The organism is Bartonella sp. B35(2025), from assembly GCF_053794465.1.
This window is the reverse complement of sequence record NZ_CP200035.1, coordinates 135,193-158,715: the sequence shown is the minus strand read 5'-3', so window position 1 is coordinate 158,715 and position 23,523 is coordinate 135,193. Positions and strand designations below refer to the sequence as shown.

The 23,523-nt window shown below is 34.4% G+C and carries 13 protein-coding genes, 2 tRNA genes and 1 pseudogene; 6 read left to right on the top strand and 10 right to left on the bottom strand.

What is annotated here, in order from left to right; genetic code table 11:
- Positions 1–73 precede the first annotated feature (73 nt).
- The 3 genes and pseudogenes from ptsP to rplU all read right to left on the bottom strand — a co-directional run bounded on the left by ptsP (position 74) and on the right by rplU (position 4,757).
- Positions 74–2,538: pseudogene (ptsP, locus tag V4P56_RS00660) on the bottom strand (phosphoenolpyruvate--protein phosphotransferase).
- Between the two features lie 1,445 nt (positions 2,539–3,983).
- The gene (gene rpmA / locus V4P56_RS00655) at positions 3,984–4,253 is read right to left on the bottom strand and encodes a 50S ribosomal protein L27 (protein WP_455482181.1); all 270 of its coding nucleotides are present in this window, start codon (positions 4,251–4,253) and stop codon (positions 3,984–3,986) included.
- A gap of 12 nt (positions 4,254–4,265) precedes the next feature.
- Positions 4,266–4,757, bottom strand: a complete 492-nt coding sequence (gene rplU, locus V4P56_RS00650) for a 50S ribosomal protein L21 (RefSeq protein ID WP_455482180.1) — start codon at positions 4,755–4,757, stop codon at positions 4,266–4,268.
- A gap of 292 nt (positions 4,758–5,049) precedes the next feature.
- Between rplU and V4P56_RS00645 the strand changes: the two genes are divergently transcribed.
- Positions 5,050–5,140: transfer RNA gene (locus tag V4P56_RS00645), tRNA-Ser, on the top strand.
- A 36-nt stretch (positions 5,141–5,176) separates the two neighbouring features.
- Here V4P56_RS00645 and pgi read toward each other — a convergent pair.
- From pgi to V4P56_RS00630, 3 genes are all read right to left on the bottom strand, one after another.
- Positions 5,177–6,841, bottom strand: a complete 1,665-nt coding sequence (gene pgi, locus V4P56_RS00640) for a glucose-6-phosphate isomerase (RefSeq protein ID WP_455482179.1) — start codon at positions 6,839–6,841, stop codon at positions 5,177–5,179.
- Positions 6,842–7,062: 221 nt separating this feature from the next.
- Positions 7,063–10,170 carry an efflux RND transporter permease subunit gene (locus tag V4P56_RS00635; protein ID WP_455482178.1) on the bottom strand — a complete coding sequence of 1,036 codons (3,108 nt, stop codon included), beginning with the start codon at positions 10,168–10,170 and terminating at the stop codon, positions 7,063–7,065.
- Between the two features lie 32 nt (positions 10,171–10,202).
- On the bottom strand, positions 10,203–11,309 hold the full coding sequence (locus V4P56_RS00630) for an efflux RND transporter periplasmic adaptor subunit (RefSeq protein WP_455482177.1): 1,107 nt from the start codon (positions 11,307–11,309) through the stop codon (positions 10,203–10,205).
- Between the two features lie 396 nt (positions 11,310–11,705).
- On the opposite strand from V4P56_RS00630, the gene V4P56_RS00625 reads away from it, so the two are divergent.
- From V4P56_RS00625 to rpsU, 3 genes are all read left to right on the top strand, one after another.
- A tRNA-Arg gene (locus V4P56_RS00625) sits at positions 11,706–11,782 on the top strand.
- Positions 11,783–12,964: 1,182 nt separating this feature from the next.
- Positions 12,965–14,638 carry a formate--tetrahydrofolate ligase gene (locus V4P56_RS00620; protein ID WP_455482176.1) on the top strand — a complete coding sequence of 558 codons (1,674 nt, stop codon included), beginning with the start codon at positions 12,965–12,967 and terminating at the stop codon, positions 14,636–14,638.
- A gap of 246 nt (positions 14,639–14,884) precedes the next feature.
- The gene (gene rpsU / locus V4P56_RS00615; protein WP_455482175.1) at positions 14,885–15,118 is read left to right on the top strand and encodes a 30S ribosomal protein S21; all 234 of its coding nucleotides are present in this window, start codon (positions 14,885–14,887) and stop codon (positions 15,116–15,118) included.
- 625 nt (positions 15,119–15,743) lie between these two features.
- Here the strand turns inward: rpsU and V4P56_RS00610 are convergent.
- The gene (locus V4P56_RS00610) at positions 15,744–17,117 is read right to left on the bottom strand and encodes a glutamate--cysteine ligase (RefSeq protein WP_455482174.1); all 1,374 of its coding nucleotides are present in this window, start codon (positions 17,115–17,117) and stop codon (positions 15,744–15,746) included.
- Positions 17,118–17,185: 68 nt separating this feature from the next.
- On the bottom strand, positions 17,186–17,929 hold the full coding sequence (locus tag V4P56_RS00605) for a 16S rRNA (uracil(1498)-N(3))-methyltransferase (RefSeq protein ID WP_455482173.1): 744 nt from the start codon (positions 17,927–17,929) through the stop codon (positions 17,186–17,188).
- Positions 17,930–18,149: 220 nt separating this feature from the next.
- Here V4P56_RS00605 and V4P56_RS00600 point away from each other — a divergent pair, with 220 nt between their 5' ends.
- Together V4P56_RS00600 and folD are read left to right on the top strand one after the other, a co-directional pair.
- Positions 18,150–18,293 carry a hypothetical protein gene (locus V4P56_RS00600; protein WP_455482172.1) on the top strand — a complete coding sequence of 48 codons (144 nt, stop codon included), beginning with the start codon at positions 18,150–18,152 and terminating at the stop codon, positions 18,291–18,293.
- Positions 18,294–19,392: 1,099 nt separating this feature from the next.
- Positions 19,393–20,292: a bifunctional methylenetetrahydrofolate dehydrogenase/methenyltetrahydrofolate cyclohydrolase FolD gene (folD, locus tag V4P56_RS00595; protein ID WP_455482171.1), complete on the top strand. Its 900-nt coding sequence runs from the start codon at positions 19,393–19,395 to the stop codon at positions 20,290–20,292.
- A gap of 951 nt (positions 20,293–21,243) precedes the next feature.
- On the opposite strand, the gene pgl is transcribed toward folD, so the two are convergent.
- Positions 21,244–22,032 carry a 6-phosphogluconolactonase gene (gene pgl / locus V4P56_RS00590; protein ID WP_455482170.1) on the bottom strand — a complete coding sequence of 263 codons (789 nt, stop codon included), beginning with the start codon at positions 22,030–22,032 and terminating at the stop codon, positions 21,244–21,246.
- A gap of 10 nt (positions 22,033–22,042) precedes the next feature.
- The gene (gene zwf, locus V4P56_RS00585) at positions 22,043–23,518 is read right to left on the bottom strand and encodes a glucose-6-phosphate dehydrogenase (protein WP_455482169.1); all 1,476 of its coding nucleotides are present in this window, start codon (positions 23,516–23,518) and stop codon (positions 22,043–22,045) included.
- Between the last annotated feature and the right edge of the window lie 5 nt (positions 23,519–23,523).

Here is a 23,523-nt window from a genome sequence, read left to right as displayed (position 1 = left end):
AAAATGATCTAAATGTAATTGTTTCACAAAATTATAAAATTAACTAGAATCTAACTCTGCTGAAATTACCTTGTCATCTTATATCGTTACTGAGAGCACGTACAGCTCGTGCAGTTTCGCACTGTAAAGCTTTCTTTGCTAAAATTTTCATATCTTCAAAACTATGCGCCTGCAAACATGATTTTACCGATGAAATATCACAAGATATCATAGAAAGTTCATTAATTCCCAATCCAGTCAAAATCATTGCTGCAAAAGGATCCCCAGCCATACCACCACACACACTAACCCAACACTCATGTTTTGCTGCCCCCTTGATAGTTTGATGGATCATACGCAAAACTGCCGGATCAAGGCTATCAGCTTCAGATACAAGATAAGGATTTTTCCGATCAACCGCCATTGTATACTGAGTTAAATCATTAGTTCCAATCGAAAAAAAATCAACATAAGCACTCAAAATATCTGCCATAATAGCTGCTGCCGGAACTTCAATCATAATACCAAATTTCAATTTTGGTGCACCGATATCATTCCGAATTTCTTCTGCAATCTTTTTCATCACAAAAATCTCTGAAACAGACATGACCATCGGAAACAGAATCCATAGATCTCCTCCCTCTTTTGCTGCTCGATATAGAGCACGCAATTGAGGAACCAAAAGATCACGCCGACGTAACAAAAGCCGTGTTCCTCGAACACCTAAAAAAGGATTATCTTCTTTAGATAAATGTAAATGCGTAACTTGTTTATCTCCACCAATATCAAGTGCACGAATAATCAATGGCTTATCTCCAACAGATGCAATCATCGACCGATATGCATCAAATTGTACTTCCTCATCTGGAACATCTAAACTATCCAAAAACAAAAATTCTGTACGCATTAATCCAATACCTTCAGCTCCTAAATCCAGCGCAGCAGGAACCTGATGTGCGTAATTAACATTAGCCATGATACGAATTCTTTGGCCATCTATCGTTTGTACTGGCAATTTACATACACGTACTTCACTGCCACGCCTTTTCGCAACAATGCTTATCTGTTTTTGAGCATCTTCAATATCTTTAGAAGCAGGATCAAAATAAATAAACCCATTATCACCATCAATAATAGCTTGAATATTGCAATCAACTGCTAAAACATCAACACCTAAAGCTACAACCATTGGAATACCAAGAGTACGCGCTAAAATAGCTGTATGCGACATGGGTCCTCCCCATGCTGTTGCTAATCCCCGTACTTTTTTACAATCCAGCTGAGCTGCATCAGAGGGAGATAAATCATCTGTAACAAGAATAATACCATGCGGGATATCATTTAAAAAGAATGATTTATAAGACGGATTAATTTCACCTAAAACACGACGACCGATATCAACTAAATTAACAGCACGTGCTGCTAATAAAGGGTTATCTACCTTAGAAAACATATCTACAAACTGTCGAACTGCTCTATCCCAAGACCACGCCACACCGTGACCTTCAGCTATAAAACGATAAGCTTGAGCTATCAAATTTTCATCTTCAAGCAAAACCATTTGTGCAGAAAAAATCGCAGCAGAATCTGATCCCATACGAGCCGTAATATCATCAATAATTGATGCCATTTTATGCTTTGTTTTTTTAAGAGCATTCTCAAGACATGCAGCACCAGTTACAAAATTAACTGGCTGATCTGTGATAGAAACACTATCTTGCCTTAAAACAAAAATCTTACCAAGAGATAATCCTGGACTTGCTCCAATACCAGAAATACTTTTTTGTCTAAAACGTGGATACCAACCATGAAAAGCTTTAGTTTGAGCTTCCATTTCTCTCATTACACATTTTTCACTTATGCTCACTTTTTTGGCAACAGAAATCGCATCCTTAAGTAGCTGTATACCTTCTACAGCATCTGTTGAAAAAATTAAAATATCACCGTTTTTTGCTCCCAATTGCAATAAACCAACCAAGTTTTTCATTTCGACAGCATATCGCCCATGGCGAACTCTAATAGGGCTCGGAGCTTTTTTTGCAAAATCAACCCAAAGGGAAGCCGGTCGCGCATGAAGACCACTTGGATAATCTAAAATCCATTCTTGACACACCGAAAGATCACCAATAAAAGTCTTCCCCATCTTCGTATCTTTACCAAAAAAATTGTAACAATTTGCTGTTTATTTACGGTTGTTGAAAGTATTTCAAGTTGTTCTTTATCAAATACAAAATGTGTCAGTTTTTTGCAAATCTCTATACAGTTACCTAAGAAAGCTATAATGGCAATAATCGAATGTACCTTATCTCCATTTCACCACTCAATACCAGCAGGAATTTATATAACAAAAACAGCATCCCTTATAATGAAATTATAACTTTCATCCATTTCACGAGGAACTGCGATATCGTTCCCAAATCAAATATTCGTTATTGCCTCATGTGTAAGCATGCTTGCTAGATAACATCTGTCAACTACACCAACCTACACAAGAAATTCCGCAACAATTGTAAGTTGGACAGATTCTATAGACAAGATTTCTATCTCCTTACATCTTATAATAAATTAAAATATTTTGTTATAAATTTCATTCCAAAGTTGCATTTCCTAAAATATAAAGATAAACAACTACATAATTCTCTTTTGTTTTATAAAGTATTATCAAGTAAAAAGCTCAAATACCCTAACTTAATTTACCAAATAATTAGATACGACTGTTCAATAAATTATTCAAAGTGATCAAAAGAAAACTTGATTTCATTCTTTGCTTCACTAGAATAATTACTTAAATTTTTACATATCTAATCAACCAAAAGCTATTTTTAAAAACTTTATTATTGCTCAAAATTATTTAACATAAACCGCAATCATTTCTTATGCAAGAAAGTATAAAATTTCCCTACTCACCTATAACTGTAACCTACATTTTATTATTCTTCCCCTAAAAAACTGAGTAGCTTACTATTGCTCATCTCTAACTAATTACAAATCTCTATACGCAAGTTACTTTTTTAAGATTCTTCACGGCTAAATATCTCACGACACACAATCCTAAATATGCAAACTTAACCACTATTATAGATTCCCCTTTTTTAAATAAGTATCGCAACTGCACAATTCCACTTATCTGTGTATCCAAAAAATATATACACAAAAAAACAATACTCTCCGACGGCTAAAATTAAGTAAAGCTTTGCAAGTAACTGTGATTTCTAAACATTTTGAAAAACAAGATAAATAAGGCTATAAAATGGAAAAGTGAAGTTTCCTTAAATTGATCCTTGCTATTGCATGAAAGAGTTTCATTTCCACAATGCTCGACAGTAGGTGGATAAAAGAGTAACCTATGATATTGCTAATTATACCTTAATTATTTCGATACCTTTGAACTCAGTTTCCTAAATATCAATAGCTTTACTATAAATTTATCGAAAATCTCCTCAGTACTCATCACTCTTGAAGCAGCTTTAACCAATGCTTCTGCAATTTTTATGATCTATATCTCTTTTTTAAATGGTTAGCCAATGAATCTTCACCACCGACTAAAGAATATTATAGGCTCTTACAAACACCACAAGCATTAATGAACTGATCTGTTTTTATCAAAATAACCATCAAAATAGCTTAATTAAATTTTCCTATAATAACCCGAAAATAAATTGTCTAGTATCTTTTAATGGATAAAAAGTATGTGAGCTCTCATTAGTATTATCATACGCCAATTTACCAGTATTATCATACGCCAATTTACCGGTAAGACTTAGCATTATGTCAATATCCTTGGCACAAAAATAATATGCAATAGATCTTTTAATTATTTAAAAAAATATTCCTCTCCCCAAATTCTGCTCTTCTAGTTTCACGCATACCCCCTCTGCTTCTATTATAGAGTACAAAAAGGAAAGATAATACCCCATCTTCCCTTCCAATACTAAAAAGCTTAAAAACTGAAACCCAATAAATTACTCGTTTATAATTATTGGGTTATGTAATCACATTACAGTTTATTCTGCTGCTTCTACTATAGGAATGACCGAAACATATGAACGATTGTTAGCCTTCTTACGAAAAGAAACTGCTCCCTTTGATAAAGCAAAAAGAGTATGATCCTTCCCAATACCAACATTGTCACCAGGATGCCAACGCGTACCACGCTGGCGGATAATGATATTTCCAGCAATAACGACTTCACCGCCAAATTTCTTAACACCAAGACGCTTCGATTCTGAATCACGACCATTACGTGAGGAACCACCAGCTTTTTTATGTGCCATGGATATTCTCCTTTAATCTTTTTCACTGCTCGATGCTGTATCCGCTACCTTCTGAGACTCAGCCTCTTTTTTAGTAATTTTTTTGGTAGTTTTCTTGACAGAAGCAACAGATTTTGTTTCACTTTTTGTTTCTTTTGCTACAATAGCTTCTTTTTTAACTGGCTTTGTAACTTCTTTTTTAGATTTTAAACCATCAGTTAAAATTTCTAAAATACGAAGTATTGTTATTTCTTGGCGATGACCACGAGTACGTTTTGAATTTTGACGACGGCGCTTCTTAAATGCAATAACCTTACGTGCACGTGTTTGCTCTACAATCTCAGCCATAACCACAGCACCAGCAACAACAGGTGTACCGATAATCACATTATCCCCTTCTCCAATCATCAATACATCATTGACCTCAATAACATCACCGGTATTTCCAATAATTTTTTCAACTCTGACCAACTGATTAGCAAAAATACGGTATTGCTTACCACCGGTTTTAATGACTGCGAACATTTCTTATCCTTTCGTTCAATCCAGCTCTTATTTCGATTTCTGCCTTATTAATTAAGGGAAATAGGCTGCTTTTTATCAGTCGTAACAGGCTTTAAAAGAAGGGTAAAAACCCTCCAAACAAAAACATGCACAGATATCACTCCACGCTTGTATTCTTTGTATATATGACGGAATTTCTAGTCACTGTCAATAAAATCCCATAAAAAGTAAAAAATAGTTGTACTAAAAGTAATTGAAGGGTATCTACCCATCTACACTCAAATAAGATAAAATTTTTATTTCATTTTAATGTGGAGAGATGGCTGAGTGGTTGAAAGCACCGCACTCGAAATGCGGCATAGAGATAAACTCTATCGGGGGTTCAAATCCCTCTCTCTCCGCCAAATTATCAGTTAAAATAATATTTAAACAATGTTTTTTTATTCTAAGCGTCTTGACTGAATATGTGCTAATAATCCTAATGTAGAATTATCACGGTTATTAGCTTTGTTTTCTCCACGGATAATTGATAACAATTCATTTGCTAATTCTTTACCAAGCTCCACACCCCATTGATCAAATGAATTAATATTCATCAAAACACCTTCAACAAAAATACGATGCTCATAAAGTGCGATAAGGCGTCCCAGAGAAAAGGGAGTTAATAAATCCTGAATCAACATAATGCTAGGGCGGTTTCCTTCAAAGCTTTTATGAAATGCTAAATTATCTGCTTCACACTCATCAATTCCATTGTTTACAAGGATACGTCGGGCATCTTCAACACTACAGCCTTTCATTAAAGCCTTTGCTTGCGCTAAGCAATTTGCTACCAGCATATCATGCATAGGACGTAAATTTCGCTCATGACCGTTCACAAATAAAATAAATTCTACAGGAATAACATCTGTTCCTTGATGTAAAAACTGAAAAAAAGCATGTTGCCCATTGGTTCCTGAATCGCCCCAAACAACCGGACCACTAGAAAAATTCAATGGACTCCCATCTAAAGAAACTTGCTTACCATTTGATTCCATATCAAGTTGTTGTAAATAAGCTGGAAAACGTGCCAAACGCTGCGCATAAGGAATGATAGCACGTGATGAATAACCGCAAATAACGCGATGCCAGAACCCTAAAAGAGCAAATCGAATAGGAATATTTTTATGTAAAGGTGCAGTTTTAAAATGTTGATCCATCTGCTGAGCACCTTTGAGAAACTGGCGGAAATTCTTATCACCTATTGCCAACATGACAACAAGGCCAATAGCTGACCAAATTGAATAACGCCCTCCAACCCAATTCCAAAACTCAAAAACTCTCGAAGGATCTATACCAAATTCTGCTACTTTATCGAGTGCATTCGAAACAGCAGCAAAATGCGTACAAACAGCTTTTTCTCCTAAATGCGAACTAATCCATTGGCGCGCAACTTGAGCATTTGCCATTGTTTCAGCTGTAGTAAAAGTTTTAGAAGCAATGATAAACAACGTTGTTGCCGGATTCAAAACAGAAAGAACATCAGAAATATGTGCACCATCAGCATTAGAGATAAAATGACAACGCGGACCATCATGATAAGGTTTTAAAGCACTAGTAACCATAGCTGGCCCAAGACCAGATCCACCAATACCAATATTCACAATATCGACTATCCTTTCACCACTATTTCCCTTATAGCTACCATCACGAATCATTTCAGAAAATTTTTTCATATGAGAAAGGACAGCTTGAACAGCTTGAACAAGATCACAATTGTCTAACATGAAAACTTTATTAGCAGGCAAACGTAATACAATATGAAGGACCGAGCGCTTTTCAGTCGTATTAATAGCCTTACCAGAAAACATTGCCTCACGCCTACCCAACACATCTGCCGCGATGGCAAGATCATCTAAAAGTTGTAACGTTTTAAATGTTACACCACATTTTGAAAAATCAAAAAGGAGATCATCAAGCCTTAAGGAAAAACGAGAAAAACGCTGTTCATCCTCTAAAAAATGCTGACGAATATCACTAACCCCATCCTTTGTAATATGTTTTTTTAAAGCTTTCAAAGCTGTCTCAAAAGCTTTTTCATTTCGAATTAATAAAACATCTTCCATGGACATATCCTCCATGGTTATTGATAATGAAATTTACACAAAAACACTAACAAGATAGAAAATTCTTCCTTTATCTTAACTAATTTTTACTGCTTTCATAAAAAATGAAGTAGGGTAGAATTAGAGAGATAAAATTCAAAAACGACATTTTTAAAACAAAAATAAAAAAACCATCAAATTCCTATACTAGATAAATCATTCAACCTAGCTAAATTCTCCTATTAAACATGTGTCTTTTCTACTTTGTGTTTCACAAAACGTCCCAAAAAGAGGTAAAGAACCGGTGTTACATAAAGGGTGCAAACAGTTGCTAATCCCAAACCACCGACAATAACCCAACCTAAAGCTATACGTGCTTCTGCACCAGCTCCTTTTGCTAAAATCAAAGGAACTCCCCCTAAAACAGCACAAATCATTGTCATACAAACTGGACGAAGGCGAATATTAGCCGCTTCCTCTATAGCTTCACGTACGCTTTTACCTTGACTACGCAACTGATCTGCAAACTCAACAATCAAAATACCATTTTTAGCCATAACACCAATCAACAAAATTAAGCCAATTTGGCTATAAACATTGAGACTAACACCGCTCAAAAGCATAGCAATTACTGCACATCCAAGCCCCAATGGCACAGTAGCCATTATAATAAATCCCGAAATAAAACTTTCAAATTGTGCAGCTAAAATCAATAAAATGATTAAAAAAGCAATCCCAAAAACAATCATAAAATTAGAAGATGTTTCATTAAAAGTCGCAGCTTCTCCTAAAGGAACAATATAATTTTCATCCAATAACAAAGGAGCAGCAATTTCCTGTACAATCCGATAAGCACTCCCTAAAGTGATACCTTCAGAAAGATTTGTACTTAAAATAACAGCACGCATACGTTCCTCCCGTTTCAATTGAGGTGCAGTCGCTTTTTCGTACATGTTTGCAACAGTTGACAAGGGGACATATCGGTTATCATTTGTTTTTAAAAAAACATTTTCTAGATCAGTAGGATTATTGATAGGATTTTTACGTGATGTAAGTTTGACATCATAAGAATGATTATCTATGTAAATAGAACCAATTTTTTTCCCATCTAACATTGCCTGCAACGTATTGCCCAAATTGATAATATCAACGCCTAAATTAGAAGCTTTTTCTCGATCAATTTCGACAAAAAACTGCGATTGCGTTGCATCCACAATAAGTCGGGGACGAATAAAACGTTGGTCAGCTTGCAAAGAATTTAAAAGCTTGTCAGCAACCGACTGTAATTTTATATAATTATCTCCTAGAATTGCAAATTGTAATCCTTGGCCAGTCCCACGGACACCTAAAGAGTTTCCCTGTGCAACAAATACGAATACTGCTGGAAACTGCTTTACTTTTTTATTAATATCTTTCACAATTTCTTGTTGGCTACGAGAACGTTTTTCCCAAGATGAAAGTAATAAAATAAGGAAAGCTTTACTGGATGAACCACCGATTCCTGCAATGGAGTAGCTATTAATAATTTCACCAGAATTACGCAATGGTTGTAAACTTTTTTCAATTTTCTCTACCTGCTCATTTAGATATTGTGTTGAAATCCCCTGTGGTCCATTAATAACTAATAGAACGGCTGCCCTATCTTCTTCTGGCGTTAATTCATGCTGTAATTTCATATAACCCCCAATACAGATACAAAAAAATACAAGTGAAATGAAAACAACCATCCAAGGCCGTTCCAAGCACCTATGCAAATTACGAGCATAATTTTCACTAAAAAAAGCAGCTAATTTGTTCAAAAAAACAAGATAACGCATACGCTCTCCATTATCTTCAACATATTCTTGAAGAAAACGCGAAGCAAGCATAGGACAAAGAGTCAAAGCAACAACCGAAGAAAGTAAAACAGAAACCGCTAATACAAAACCGAACTCTCTAAAAAGTCCTCCAATTTGTCCAGGAAGAAAAGAAATAGGTATAAAGACAGCTACTAGAGTTAATGTTGTCGCTAAAACAGCAAAAAATACTTCTCGTGTTCCTAACACTGACGATGCTACAGGATCAAATCCCATATTGCGTCGTCGAACAATATTTTCAAGAACGACAATTGCATCATCCACAACAAGACCAGTTGCCAAAACAAGCCCTAAAAACGTAAGAATATTCAAAGAAAAGCCTACAAGATAAATCGCAGCAACTGTTCCAATTAAAGCTACCGGAATGGATAAAGCAGGAATAAGTGTTACACGAATGTCTCTAAGGAAAAGAAAAATAACCACAATCACAATGAGCACAGCAATAGCTAATGCAATTTCAACTTCGTAAAGAGCACTCTTGATAAAAATAGCATCATCACTAATAATACTTATTTGCACAGAAGTAGGCAGCATAATTTTGAGGTTATCAAGAGCCTTTTGAATACCTTTGGAAATATCAAGAACATTAGATTGCGCCTTACGCACAATACCTAACCCAATTCCTGTCTTTCCATTAACGCGGAGAATAACTGTTTCTACATCAGGAGACAAAGTCACATGTGCAACATCGCCAATCCTTACATGAGGTTTTAATATAACCTGTTCAAAAGCTTCTGGTGTAGTCAATCGAGCAGCAGCACGAACAATTAGTATCTCTTTAGAATTACGTAACGATCCCACAGGTACATCTATAGACATGTCAGAAAGGATACGCACAATATCTGTTACAGTTAATCCATAGCCAGCAAGCTTTGCTTGATCGATATCAATTTGAAAAATTTTCTTACGCGCATTATCAACCTGCACATCACCAACACCATCAACAGAAGATAGTACATCAACGATTTGATCATCTACAACCATTGTCAAATCATCAATACTCATTGTTGGTGAAGTTACTACCAAATACATCATCGCAGCAGCATTTGAATCTGCTTTAATAATTTGAGGAGAATCGGCTTCTTTTGGTAAATAATTGGCAATGCGAGAGATAGCATCACGAATATCAGAAGAAGCAACATTCAGATCAACACCAACATTAAACTTAATCTCAATACGAGAACGGCCAAAAGAAGACGTCGAAGAAATCGTCTTAATCCCTGAAACTCGAGAAACAGCATCCTCTATAGTTTTTGTAATTTCACGATCAATTGTTTCCGCTGAGGCACCGTAAAAATTCGTCATAACTGTTACCACTGGGATATCTACATCCGGTAATTCACGTACCTCGACGCTCAGCCATGCAACAATCCCCGCAATTACAATCATGGCATTAAAAACAAAAGTAAAAACCGGCCTTCGAATAAAGAATGCAATTATACTGCTTTTCTCTACCTGATTCATAGGTCGCTTCGTGCTACATCCTTGATTCATTGCACATCCTATCTCTGAATTGCTAAAAATTTCTATTGATGGGATTCTGGATTATCAATAATAATCTTACTTCCTGAATGAAGCGTTTGTACCCCCTGAATAACAACTTGATCACCATTTTCTAAAGGAGCCTTAACAAACACTTGATCTGCTTGATGCTGAATAATCGATACTGGTATGGGCTCTACTTTTCCTTCCCTTACTCGCCAAACAAATGATCCTTTATTGTTCCATTGAACTGCAAGAGGATTAATGACAGGGAAAGAACCACCATGAAATTTAAACATAACAGAAAAAGACATCCCAGACATGAGTACATCTTTTTCATTCTCAACTTCAACCTGAACATGCAATGTACGGCTTGCTACATCAACTATATTATCAAGTGCATAAATATGACCAACAAATGCTTTATCTGGCTGTGTTGTTAACATCACCATCACTTCATCTCCCTTATGAAGGAGCGATGCGTAGCGTTCGGGTACCCATACATCAACCAAAATATGTTCTCTGTTTTCGATACGGCCTATAACAGTATTGAGAGTAACAGTATTACCCACATCAATAGGCAAAATACCAACAACCCCACTAATTGGAGCACGAATTGTTCGTCGATCAAGTGCTAAATTAGCTTCACGTACAGCCAAATTTGCATTATCTAACTCTAATCGTGCTGTGATTTCCTGAACTTCCGTTGCTGTTTTGCTAGCACGTAATTTTAGAATACGAGAAAGTGTTAATTCACTATTATCACTCTGAACCTTTGCTCTTAAAGCTGCTATTTCTTCTTTCTTAGAATCAAGTTTGGCAATCAAATCACCCACTTTCACTTTTGTTCCAGCCGACACAAAAAATTTATCAATAACACCTGATGACCAAGGAGTTAATTCGACTGCAGCAAGTGCTCGCCCATTGCCAAGAGCATTAAGCTGTTCATAAAAATCTTGGACTTTAACAAAATCAACAACAACCTTTACAGGAGGAATTTTCGTTTGATTTTCTGATATTTCACGCGATATATTTGTTATTTTATCTGTTGTAGAAATAGATTTTTCTGGGCTGTATTTTGATACAAAATAAAAAATCACCAAAATGATAGCTAAAAGCACCAATAAAACATTTTTTTTCAGCAATTCCATACATCTATCCTTACCTCATAATTAATATAAAAAACTTACAGTCAATATAAAAAATATTTTAAAATAACCTTAAACTGATTTATATAAATAATAAGCTATGGGTAGTGTATTTTTAACTCTACTGTACAAAGTATATCCTATGTATACCTAATTATTATTCATAAATAAAATCGTATAATGTACTGTTATTGATATTGAAATTTCTATTATTAGACTAACAGATTAAGATTCATGTAATATATGAAAGCATTGCAGATAATGTAACACTTTTATTATTTTTAAATAAAAATGTGTAATCTTCCAATAGATAAAATCCTCATTTGAGCAAGTTTTACTTGCAATTTGCTGGCGAAACGATTAGGAACCCAATATCTTAAAGATAAACAATGAGAATGTGCACCCGTAGCTCAGCTGGATAGAGCACCAGACTACGAATCTGGGGGTCAGGAGTTCGAATCTCTTCGGGTGCGCCATTGTTTTTAAAATAATGATGTATAATCAGTATGTTACTATTTTGTCTTTATTAATCTATTTGTTGATTTACTTTTTTCTACACAATTGGAAGTACATATTTTGGAGTGTTTCTTACATCACAATCTAAAAAATATTTCCCTCAAAAATCTTAAACCAGACAGTGATTCTTGATCAAAGCGAATATGCAGCTAGCTTTTTATCACCATATCTAGCCAGAATTTTAAATTATTAAAACCTTTTTAAATACCTAATTAGAGATTTTAGATGTTTTAAAAATGCCTATTTCAAGATATTTCGAAAGCCTTTGAACAGCTTTTATTATCTTTTTTCAAAATTCCTCTTTTATTTTTCCATAAAATGTAATTTTAAGAAAATATCTCCCCACATATACACTAAAAATAAAATGAAAGATGAAAACAGTATTTTCTATATAATAAATGCAGCATTCAACCTGATATTTTTGAAAATATAGAAAAATTAATAGCTTATGGTTCTAATAATTCTGACAGAAATGGTAATAAAATTTTACCTAATCGACTAAATAAGAATACTAAATTAGCACAACAGAAAGATGTGCTAAATAAAATAAAAATTTTAATAAAGTAAAGGATTTATCCAACAAAGGAAAAAAACCATAGATGAGAATCTAGACCTACTGCATCTGATAATAAGATATCATAGGTTTTAAAAGCATTAACTAGCAATAGCTCAATAAATTACTCTCCAAAAAGATAACATAATAAAATTATTGATACATCAAAATAAGCAAAACAATAACTTACCTACTTAAAGAGTATGAAATACCTTATTTTTAAAAAATATAATGTATTACAAATAAATCTCTGAATACGTAATTTTCTTTCAGGCTCCAATAAGCTTCATAATAACGGATATAAGTTCACATACCCACTAAAATGTATTGTAAAGAATTATTTATATTGACTTACATTTTAGAAATACACTGTTTAGCATTCCACTTATTGTTTATCTGTACCGATAATAAATATCTGTGCTCTTAATTTTTGTTTTCTTCCTTTGGTACCCCCTCCCACAGCATATTCAATCGATATTGATACGGTATGAAATGTTATGTTATATTTTCATGTACCATATTTTATTATTCGATCCTAACAACAGATGACCTGAGTGTCCCAAAAACCAAATTTAAAGAATTGCTTTATATGCTTAAGACAGATATTGAAATTGCACATGCTGCTCATAAACGTCCCATTACTGAAATTGCACAAAAAATTGGTATCTTGCATGAAGATCTTATCCCTTATGGACATGACAAAGCTAAAATTTCTTCTGCATACATAAAATCACTCAATAAAAATCCAAATGGTAGACTTATCCTAGTCACTGCCATTAATCCAACACCTGCAGGAGAAGGTAAAACAACAACAACTATTGGGTTAAATGATGCATTTAATCTCATTGGTAAAAAAACAATAGCAACCCTGCGAGAACCATCTTTAGGACCTTGTTTTGGTATAAAAGGCGGTGCTGCTGGAGGTGGTTATGCTCAAATTATACCAATGGATGATCTTAATTTACATTTCACGGGTGATTTTCATGCAATTACCGCTGCTCATAATCTTCTTGCAGCGATGATAGACAATCATATCTACTGGGGAAACAGTTTAAATATTGATCCACGTCGCATTATTTGGAAGCGTGTCGTTGATATGAATGACCGAGCATTGCGTGATATCGTTATTTCATTAGGTGGAATTACAAATGGTTTTCCACGTCAAACAGGATTTGATATTACTGTTGCATCAGAAATTATGGCTATTTTTTGCCTTGCTGAAGATCTAGAAGATCTCACGCAAAGACTAAAGAAAATTATTGTTGCTTATCGTTATGATACAACACCCGTTACGGTTGCTGATCTCAACGCAGAAGGCGCTATGACCGCTCTTCTCAAAGATGCAATACAACCCAATCTTGTACAAACAATTGAAAATAATCCTGTTCTTGTCCATGGGGGACCTTTTGCTAATATTGCTCATGGCTGCAATTCAGTTATCGCAACCAAAACAGCCTTAAAGCTTGCAGACTATGTTATTACTGAAGCAGGATTTGGAGCTGATCTTGGTGCTGAAAAATTTTTTAATATTAAATGCCGTCAAGCTAACATTGTACCAGATGCTGCAGTAATTGTAGTAACGATTCGTGCATTAAAAATGAATGGTGGTATTACTAAAAATGATTTAGCAATCGAAAATGTCGCTGCTTTACAAAAAGGAGCAGCCAATCTTTTACGGCATATTAAAAACATGGAATACTACAATATGCCTTGTGTCATTGCTATTAACCATTTTAAAACTGATAGTGATGCTGAAATAAACACATTACAAAAAATAGTTGCTGCAACCGGACATAAGGCTGTTCTCTGTAAACATTGGAAACAGGGTGGAAAAGGTGCCATAGAGCTTGCACAAATACTGATTACCCTTATTGAAGAAAAAAAAGCACACTTCAAAGTTCTTTATCCCAATAACCTTCCACTCGTTCAAAAAATAAGCTGCATTGTAGAAAAATTATATGGTGGACGTAGAGCAATAATCCCAGATCAAATTGTAAAGCAACTTGAGAATTGGGAAAAAGAGGGCTATGGTGAATACCCCGTGTGTATAGCAAAAACACCTTATTCTTTTTCTGCTGATCCTAAAAAATATGGTGCTCCTGTCGATTTTGAAATTCCTGTACGAGAAGTGCACCTCTCAGCAGGAGCAGGATTCGTTGTTGTCATTTGTGGCAATGTCATGACTATGCCTGGCTTACCACGCGTACCCATCGCTGAGAAAATTTATCTTGGTAAGAATAATGAAATTTATGGACTTTCATAAGCTCCCCCGTACACTCGATTATCAATTATAAAAAGTTATTTACCATAAAAAGAATATAGTTTTAAAAAAGCGATATAGACAAGCACCCTATACATGTGATATGCGTCTTTCGTATGTTGTTTAATTATAATAAGTAAGCAACAGAAACGATAGTGTGCGTTTTTAATACATTTTTTTAAAATGTGCATTTGAAAAAATGGGGTTTTTACCCGATATTTATGGCGTTGAAGCAAAGCAGGATAGGTCGTGCAAGTACTCGTTCGTGATAATAATGTTGATCAAGCACTACGTGCGTTGAAGAAAAAGATGCAACGTGAAGGCATTTTTCGTGAGATGAAAATGCGTGGATATTATGAAAAACCATCAGAAAAGCGTGCTCGTGAAAAAGCTGAAGCTGTTCGTCGCACACGCAAGCTCGCCCGTAAGCGTGCACAAAGAGAAGGTCTTCTCAGCAATGGGCGATCTTCTGCTATAAGGTAGTGTGGCTTTTGTTAATGTATCATAGAATTGCGTTAGCAATAGGTTAGTTATAATATCAGAAAATTTTTGCTTATATAGATGTTGTGGATGGAGTTTTCATCGTCGCTACAAGTTTTTTTGTCTATTCTTAGGGATAGAAAGAAGCAATTTCACATAAATATTTTTCTTTTTATTTTGCCTTAATTGGTTTCAATATCTAAAATGAGCCCTAGGGATAATAAAATATCTACAGCGGAGAATGCAAAGAATAACAAAAGATTATTTTAGTAACTTGCTTGTTTATACGGCTTGTAACGGAGTTAAAATTTTAAAATTAATATCCATAAATTAAGAAAACACGTTAAAAATTTAAGTGTAATAGTGCTACAACCAAAATACTTTTAGGACAAGCAAAAGATAAAATAATACCTCTTTATGCGGCAATTGTTAATTGCAGAAGCACACCAGTTTTTAAATTGAGATAAACGCTAATAAAAAGAAAATAAAATTTCAAAATGTTGGAAAATAATATTAGAAGTAAGCAAAAGTACTTCTTTAAAGCGTCAATTTATTAATTAACTGTATAGAATGTGGATTTATTTGTAATGAATTATGATCCTATTAAGATTTTTTCTGAATTAAAATTTTAATAAGCATACTCTAAAAATACTGGCTCTACAGACTCATTCCAAATAGAATAATAACAAGATAAAAATTTATTGGCATCTGTTTGACCTGTTGTAATCACCTCTTCTAAGGGAACCAGAAAATTTGTCTCATCAATACCATTTTCATTATACTGCCTGCGATTTTTTAAGCCTTTGTATGAAATAGCAACAGCCTGACGTGCTAATTCTAAAATTATAGTCTGGCGAAAGGGCGTCCTTAATCCTTCTTTAGGAACCCGTTTGCGCATATCCAAAACTTCTTCAAAATCCCAATCCTTTGTCAAAGCTTCTGCTTCATTAAGTGCTTCACTATCATATAGAAGCCCCACCCAAAAAGATGACAACGCACAAATACGCTTCCAGGAACCACAATCAGCACCTCTCATCTCTAAAAACTGTTTTAAACGCACTTCAGGAAATAAAGTTGATAAATGATTAATCCAATCTCCCATATTAGGCATTGAATTTTTAATCTTCCCTCTTAATGCTCCATTCATAAATTGCCGAAAAGTTATATGTGTACAATCGTAATAGTGGCCATCACGTACAATAAAATACATTGGTACATCAAGTGCCCACTCAACATAATCCAAAAATCCAAAATGCTCAGAAAATACAAAAGGAAGAATCCCAGATCTCTGATTATCAGTATCACACCAAATTTCAGAACGCCAAGATAAAAAGCCATTTGGGCGACCTTCAGTAAAAGGTGAACTAGCAAATAATGCTGTTGCAATAGACTGTAGCTTCATTGATACTTGCATTTTTCGTCGCATATCAGTTTCAGATGAAAAATCAAGATTAACCTGAATGGTCGATGTTCTGTGCATCATATCAAGACCGCTGTGACCAACTTTTGGCATATAATTGGCCATAATATGATAACGTGACTTAGGCATTCTCGGAGTTTCAGCTAATGTCCACTTTGGGCTAGCACCAATACCAAGAAAACCAATGCCCAATGGCTCTGAAACTTTCTTGAGCAAAGTTAAATGCTCCATCACCTCGCGATAAGTATGGTCAACCGTTTTCAATGGCGCACCAGATAATTCGAACTGCCCTCCAGGTTCTAAAGAAATAGCACCTTGACCAATTGATCCTACGAGTCCAATAATATTCCCTTCATCGTAAATAGATTTCCATCCTAAAACTCTCTGCATTCTCTCTAACAGTACGCGAATTCCTCTCTTACCTTCATATGGAACAGGATGAAGACTATCTATATAGAACGGAAATTTTTCATGTTCTGTACCAATACACCACTCATTTGCTGCTTTACACCCCCCTTGGAAATAGCTAACCAAGGAATCTAAGTTATAAATTTCACTTTCATTAGTTATATCAAGAGCCATAAATTATTTTATCCTATCATTGATTCCATTATTTTATATGAATCGTTTATAATTATTTTACAAATTTCTCAATCAACTGACCAATCCCCCACAGTAGCATTAAGAAGAGCCAAAGCAGCAACAGCTGCAGTATCCGCACGTAAAATACGTGGACCTAATGATATCGGAATCACAAAAGAATGCTTCTTTAAAAATCTTCGCTCCTCTTCACTAAATCCACCTTCTGGTCCAACCAAAATACCTGGAACAGTAATTCCACATTGTTTAAAAGAAGGTAATGGATTATGTGATTCGTGTGCTTCATCACAAAAAAACAAAGGCTGCACCTTATTCCAACGTGCTAAAAGTTCTGTTAACGACACTGCAGATACACATTCAGGTAAAGATAAAATACCACACTGTTCAGATGCTTCAACAACATTAGCATTCATACGTGCCATATTAATACGAGTAACTTGTGTATAATGTGTTACAACAGGTTGCAAAACCGATACCCCCATTTCTACAGCTTTTTGCACCATATAATCCAAACGCGCATTTTTGAGTGGAGCAAAACAGTAAATAAGATTCGAAGGTACCGTTTGTAATCTTTCTTGATGAATAAGCTGAACTACAACAAATTTTTTTTTAATGATGATAAGTTTAGCAAGCCACTCACCATCCTGTCCATTAAAAAGTAAAATTTTAGCTCCTTCTTGCATACGTAATACATGTATCAGGTAAGAAGCTTGTGAACCTTCTATCTTTATTTCTTCATTCAAAGCAAGTGGCTGTCGAATAAATAATCTTTTAAGTTTATAATTTATACGCATAAAAAATTTGTGCCAGAGATGATGACAATCGTCAAGAAAATGAAAAAAATAAATGATAATAAAATCATGCCTATAGAAACTATAATGTAATAAAAGATTATAGAATTTTTTAGTTTTATGAGATAATAATGGAACCAATGGAATATTAAGTGATTTTGTCCTCAGATAAATTTATGATGATATATCATTCAGCGATTTATTGTATAATTGGAGGGAAAATATGTCTGCTAAAAAAGCCACAATTATTACTGTCGCCACCATTCTAGCTTTTGTTCTACTCACCATAGGAATTGGCTCTGTTGGAGCAGATAGAAAGCATACAATCACTGAAGACGGCTATGGAATTTCTTCTCAGATTCAATAAATACGTACCACCATATTCTCAAAATACAGCATTTTTAGCAATTTTCTAAGCTCTTCACCAATAATAAAAAAACAAAGATCAATCTGTATTGATATCTTTTAAAATCGTAAATACCATAGACCGTATTCCCTCCGTGTAAAGCTATGAGAAAAGATAAAAACACAAAAAAACTATTCAATAAGATACTGAATAGATTTATTATTTTTTTGCAGTTGTAGTATATGTAATATAAATTTATCTTACTGATTCTTAACAAGAGAAGATACAATTGCTTCCTAAATAAACATGCTTCAATCTGCTGTATACATCAATAATTCTAACACCATTCATTATACCATCTGAAAATCTTTTTTATATATCTCAGCAATTAAGTTCTTTTCATAGAGCATCTTCACTTAATTAAAAGAAATTATCTTTTAATACCTTATCTGAATGTGATTCAAATCACACTTTAACAGCCAGATAGAAGATATGTTTGATACTAACTCACCCTATATTTGCTGATCAACAATCGACAAATGTTCATATTGTCATAGTAAAGCCGAATTTAGCTTTCATCAACAGTATAACACTATAAATTTTTGATGTTCAAACAATGTCTAAAAGCAGCACTTTAGGATAAGTAAGGAGGTTAAACAATATGAACTATATATAATTGCATATTATAGCTCATTTATATACTCTAATCCTATACTCAATAAATACTGTATTTTTTACATAAGATGGTAAAATGAGCACACCAATTCTAAATAAAGAACTACTCAAAAATTTGCTATTCCGGTTATACAATCCTTCTCTATACTTGTGCTTCTAGAAAAGATTAAAAATAAAGGTGAAATACCATTAAAAAAATTTTTATAATCATAAAATTAACTATATATTATTTAATAATCCAACTATTTTTTGTTCTTATCCAAAGTTTATTGGGACGGCAATATTGCTGCTTCCTAACAAAACAATTATTCTAAAGTCTTCTAAAAAATACGCAATACTATAAAACCAATTTACCATTTTCAAAGCAATATTATTACAAAATTCTATGGGATTGTTAGTAAATGCTTTACAAAAAACCGATAGCCCTATCGAAAGGATCTTTCCCATGAACAATATTATAGATGGAAAAAAACTTGCTGAAGAGATTATTATAAAGGTTAAAGCTGAAACAAAAAAACTCCGCAACAACTATAATATACAACCTGGTATCGCTGTTATTATTGTTGGAGATGATCCTGCAAGCCATGTGTATGTCTCATCAAAAAGTAAAAAAGCCAAAGAATGTGGTTTTTTTTCAATAAAACATATGGTTTCCAAAGATATACAAGAAAAAGAACTCCTTCAACTCATTGCGACATTGAATTCTGATCCTAAAATCCATGGTATTTTGGTACAGCTTCCCTTACCTGCCCATATTAATACAAGTCACATAACACAAGCTATCGCTTTCCAAAAAGATGTTGATGGTTTTCATTATATCAATATAGGGAAACTCGCAGCTAATGCACTTGAAGACGCTATCATTCCCTGCACACCAGCTGGTGCTATGATAATGATTGAAAGACAATGTGGGCGAGATTTATCTGGTCTTGATGCCATTGTTGTTGGGCGTTCTAATATTGTTGGAAAACCTATGGCAGCCCTCTTAACAGCAGCTAATGCCACTGTGACGATCGCCCATAGTCATACCCATGATCTTGATGATGTGTGTCGTAGTGCCGATATTTTAGTAGCTGCTGTAGGCAAACCGCAAATGATTAAAAAAGACTGGGTTAAAAATGGTGCTGTTGTTATTGATATTGGTATTAACCGCATTGCTGCACCAGAAAAAGGTGCAGGCAAAACACGTCTTGTCGGTGATGTCGATTTTGAAGAAATAAAAGAAAAAACTGCTGCTATCACTCCTGTTCCAGGAGGCGTTGGACCTATGACGATTGCTATGCTTATGGTTAATACACTCAAAGCTGCTACTCGATTCCATAATTTACCCACACCCAAATTCTAAAGATTATACACGCTTTCATCACATTTCATTCTTCTACTCTTTGCACTTTATTCATGTCATAATAACAGATAGCCTTTGATTTATATAATTAACTAATTAAAGAAAAATATGAAAAATCTTATGCCAAACACTGTATTCATTATTGGAAATGATCAAAAATCATAATCCCCCCATATGTTAAATTTTACTATGCTTCCTCAAATAGATGCCTTACTCGCATACATATCAAAATAAACGATGTCACCATACTACAAACATGCAATGGAACTATTATCCAAAATCCAGTATCACATAGCCTGCAGCAGAGATTTTTCTTGATATATCTGGTATACAACCATCTATTACTAATATCACCTTTTGCCTTCAATCTTGTAAATTACTTAAAATTATCATTAACTTATGCAACTCTGACAAACCATTTACTTTTTACTCCTTATAACAAATAGGCTGTTATAAGGTCTTTACCATTTAATATTTCACACCCCAGCTTCAAAAATCTTTTTCAGTTTTGCCTAATCATTAAATACCAAAACTGAAGATTTACTTTGCCAACGTGTAAATTTAATAAGTGAAACTGTAATAATAGCTGTACCCAAGTTTTTCAATAAAACACAAATACCGTCATCAAATTAAAATGGCTTTCTTTTCCTCTTATAAACACTGTATTTATGATTACCACTTTCATTTATAGTAGGAACAAACCTACACCACACCGTTGTTAGTCAAAGATTTGCTTCAATGGTGTAAGTATTGAATTTTTTACCAAAAACTGTGCGAATATCTTTATGAACTAAACTCTATAAACCCACGAATAACGAATCTTTATAATCAGTTGCATGAAAATGATTTATGTAAGCCAAATTATTTGAATAAATCCACACTAAAAGTTGATACAAAATTCTTTATATAGCTGAAACAATTATTTTTGAAAATATTATACTCATTCCTTATTTATGTGTTCATCCCATTATCAAAGGGGGACTGAACATCTACCATACCTGCACTATTTTCTACTTTACCTATTTCATTTTCTGCAGGCGACCAATAAACTTGAACAAGATGATGCGCATGACGCAAAACCGCTCTAATAGGCATTTCTATCTCAGATTCATCTCGACACACCTCTTCAAAACAATCACGTTTTTGCAAACCTTCAAAATGGAGAATAATAGAGCGAGACTGTATTATAACTGGCAAAGTTAGCGTAAGTCTTGGCTCAAGAGCACTCTTTGCATGAATAGGTAAAACAAGTGCTTGTGTCTGAAGATCAAGTGCTTGCTTTAAACGATCAGCATCAGAAAAAAAAGAAGCAGTATGTCCATCAATACCCATTCCCAAAACAATAATATCAAATGGTTTAGGTAAAGTATTTATACGATTAGCTGCTGAAAAAGCAGCAAGCTCAACAGTAATTGCTTTATGATAAAGCCCTACAAAACGTGCTTTCGCTGCAAAATTTTGTAATAAATAGCGCCGCACGATATGCTCATTTGAACGCTCATGATTAACAGGTACAAAACGTTCATCAACCAAAGTAATTATGATATTTTGCCAATCAATGTCAGCTTTTGATAAATAATAAAAAAATAATTCTGGTGTTTTTCCACCAGAAACTGCTAAAATTGCTTGCTTACGTTCAAGAATAGATACACTCAACTCTGCAGCGACTCGATCTGCTAACGCCAAAGCTAAAGCAGTAGGTGTTTCAAAATTTAAACGATCGATATTCATTCTATGCATTATAATTACTCTAAACTAAATTATTCCATGCACGTCTGTCACGTTCCATTAAAACAGCCGAAGCAGACGGCCCCCATGAACCAGCACTATATCCATAAATAGGTTGCTTTATTGCATCCCATCCTTCAAGAATTGGATCAATCCAACGCCAAGAAGCATCAATTTCATCACGACACATAAACAGCGTTTGGTCTCCACGAATAACATCCATCAATAAGCGTTCATAAGCATCAAGGTTACACTCAGAAAATGTAGGTGCAAACCCCATACCCAATGGAATATGGTGAAACTGTATACCACCAGAACATTGATCCTTAATCATCAACCACTGTCTCACACCCTCGTTAGGCTGGATACGAAAGATTAACCAATTAGAAAAAGTTTTACCCGAATCTATACTTAAAATATTATGAGGAATAGATTTAAAAACTACAACAATTTCAGACATACGTGTAAACATGCGTTTGCCAGTTCGTAAATAAAAAGGTGTATTTGCCCAACGCCAATTATCGATATTAATCTTAAGCGCTACAAATGTCTCACTCTTACTGGCTTTTTTACCTAAATCATCTAGATAAGATCTTACAGGAATACCCTCCAATGTACCAGCAAGATACTGCCCACGTACAGTATTTTGCGCTACATTATAGACATTAAGAGGTATTAAAGAATGTAAAACTTTAAGTTTTTCACCACGCACAGCATTTGTGCTATTGATAAATGGTATTTCCATAGCAACTAAACAAAGCAATTGCAGCATATGGTTTTGTACCATATCACGTAAAGCACCTGCATTATCATAATACTCTGTACGTCCCTCCACTCCTAAAGACTCAGCAACCGTTATCTGAACATGATCAATATAATTAGAATTCCATAATGGCTCATAAAGCGTATTAACAAACCGTAATGCCATCAAATTTTGAACAGTTCTCTTACCAAGATAATGATCAATACGAAAAATTTGATCTTCATCAAATACTTCTGCAAATGTATCATGCAATTTGACTGCTGTTTTTACATCACGTCCAATCGGTTTTTCAATAATAATTCGTGTTTTTTGTGTTACCAAGTCATTTTGTTTTAATCTTATAACGGTATCACCAAAAAGCACCGAATCAACTGCTAAATAAAAAGCTCGAATATCAGCTGAATCTTGTGATAACAGCAAAGCTAAATCTTCCCATCCCTTGTTTGATTTAATATCGACAGCAACATAGGTTAAACGTGCAAGAAAACGATTGAGTTCAATTTTATTGAGATCTTTTGGGTAAATATATTTCTCTAAAGAAGCATAAACGAAATTTTGATACTCTTCACAACTCAATAAAGAATGCGAAGTTCCAATGATGCGCGTTGGCTCACTAAATTGACCGATACACTGACAATGATACAAAGCAGGTATAAGTTTGCGGAATGCTAAGTCGCTATTACCACCAAAAATAATATAATCAAAAGGAGAGACTGGAGTAATTTTATTAACCATGATCT

Excerpts from the sequence above, each read along its gene's own strand:
- folD (WP_455482171.1), top strand. The coding sequence starts at position 19,393 with ATGAACAATATTATAGATGGAAAAAAACTTGCTGAAGAGATTATTATA.
- V4P56_RS00605 (WP_455482173.1), bottom strand. The coding sequence starts at position 17,929 with ATGCGTATAAATTATAAACTTAAAAGATTATTTATTCGACAGCCACTT.
- rplU (WP_455482180.1), bottom strand. The coding sequence starts at position 4,757 with ATGTTCGCAGTCATTAAAACCGGTGGTAAGCAATACCGTATTTTTGCT.
- V4P56_RS00620 (WP_455482176.1), top strand. The coding sequence starts at position 12,965 with ATGCTTAAGACAGATATTGAAATTGCACATGCTGCTCATAAACGTCCC.
- V4P56_RS00635 (WP_455482178.1), bottom strand. The coding sequence starts at position 10,170 with ATGAATCAAGGATGTAGCACGAAGCGACCTATGAATCAGGTAGAGAAA.
- V4P56_RS00630 (WP_455482177.1), bottom strand. The coding sequence starts at position 11,309 with ATGGAATTGCTGAAAAAAAATGTTTTATTGGTGCTTTTAGCTATCATT.
- pgi (WP_455482179.1), bottom strand. The coding sequence starts at position 6,841 with ATGGAAGATGTTTTATTAATTCGAAATGAAAAAGCTTTTGAGACAGCT.
- pgl (WP_455482170.1), bottom strand. The coding sequence starts at position 22,032 with ATGCATAGAATGAATATCGATCGTTTAAATTTTGAAACACCTACTGCT.
- rpmA (WP_455482181.1), bottom strand. The coding sequence starts at position 4,253 with ATGGCACATAAAAAAGCTGGTGGTTCCTCACGTAATGGTCGTGATTCA.
- V4P56_RS00610 (WP_455482174.1), bottom strand. The coding sequence starts at position 17,117 with ATGGCTCTTGATATAACTAATGAAAGTGAAATTTATAACTTAGATTCC.
- zwf (WP_455482169.1), bottom strand. The coding sequence starts at position 23,518 with ATGGTTAATAAAATTACTCCAGTCTCTCCTTTTGATTATATTATTTTT.
- V4P56_RS00600 (WP_455482172.1), top strand. The coding sequence starts at position 18,150 with ATGTCTGCTAAAAAAGCCACAATTATTACTGTCGCCACCATTCTAGCT.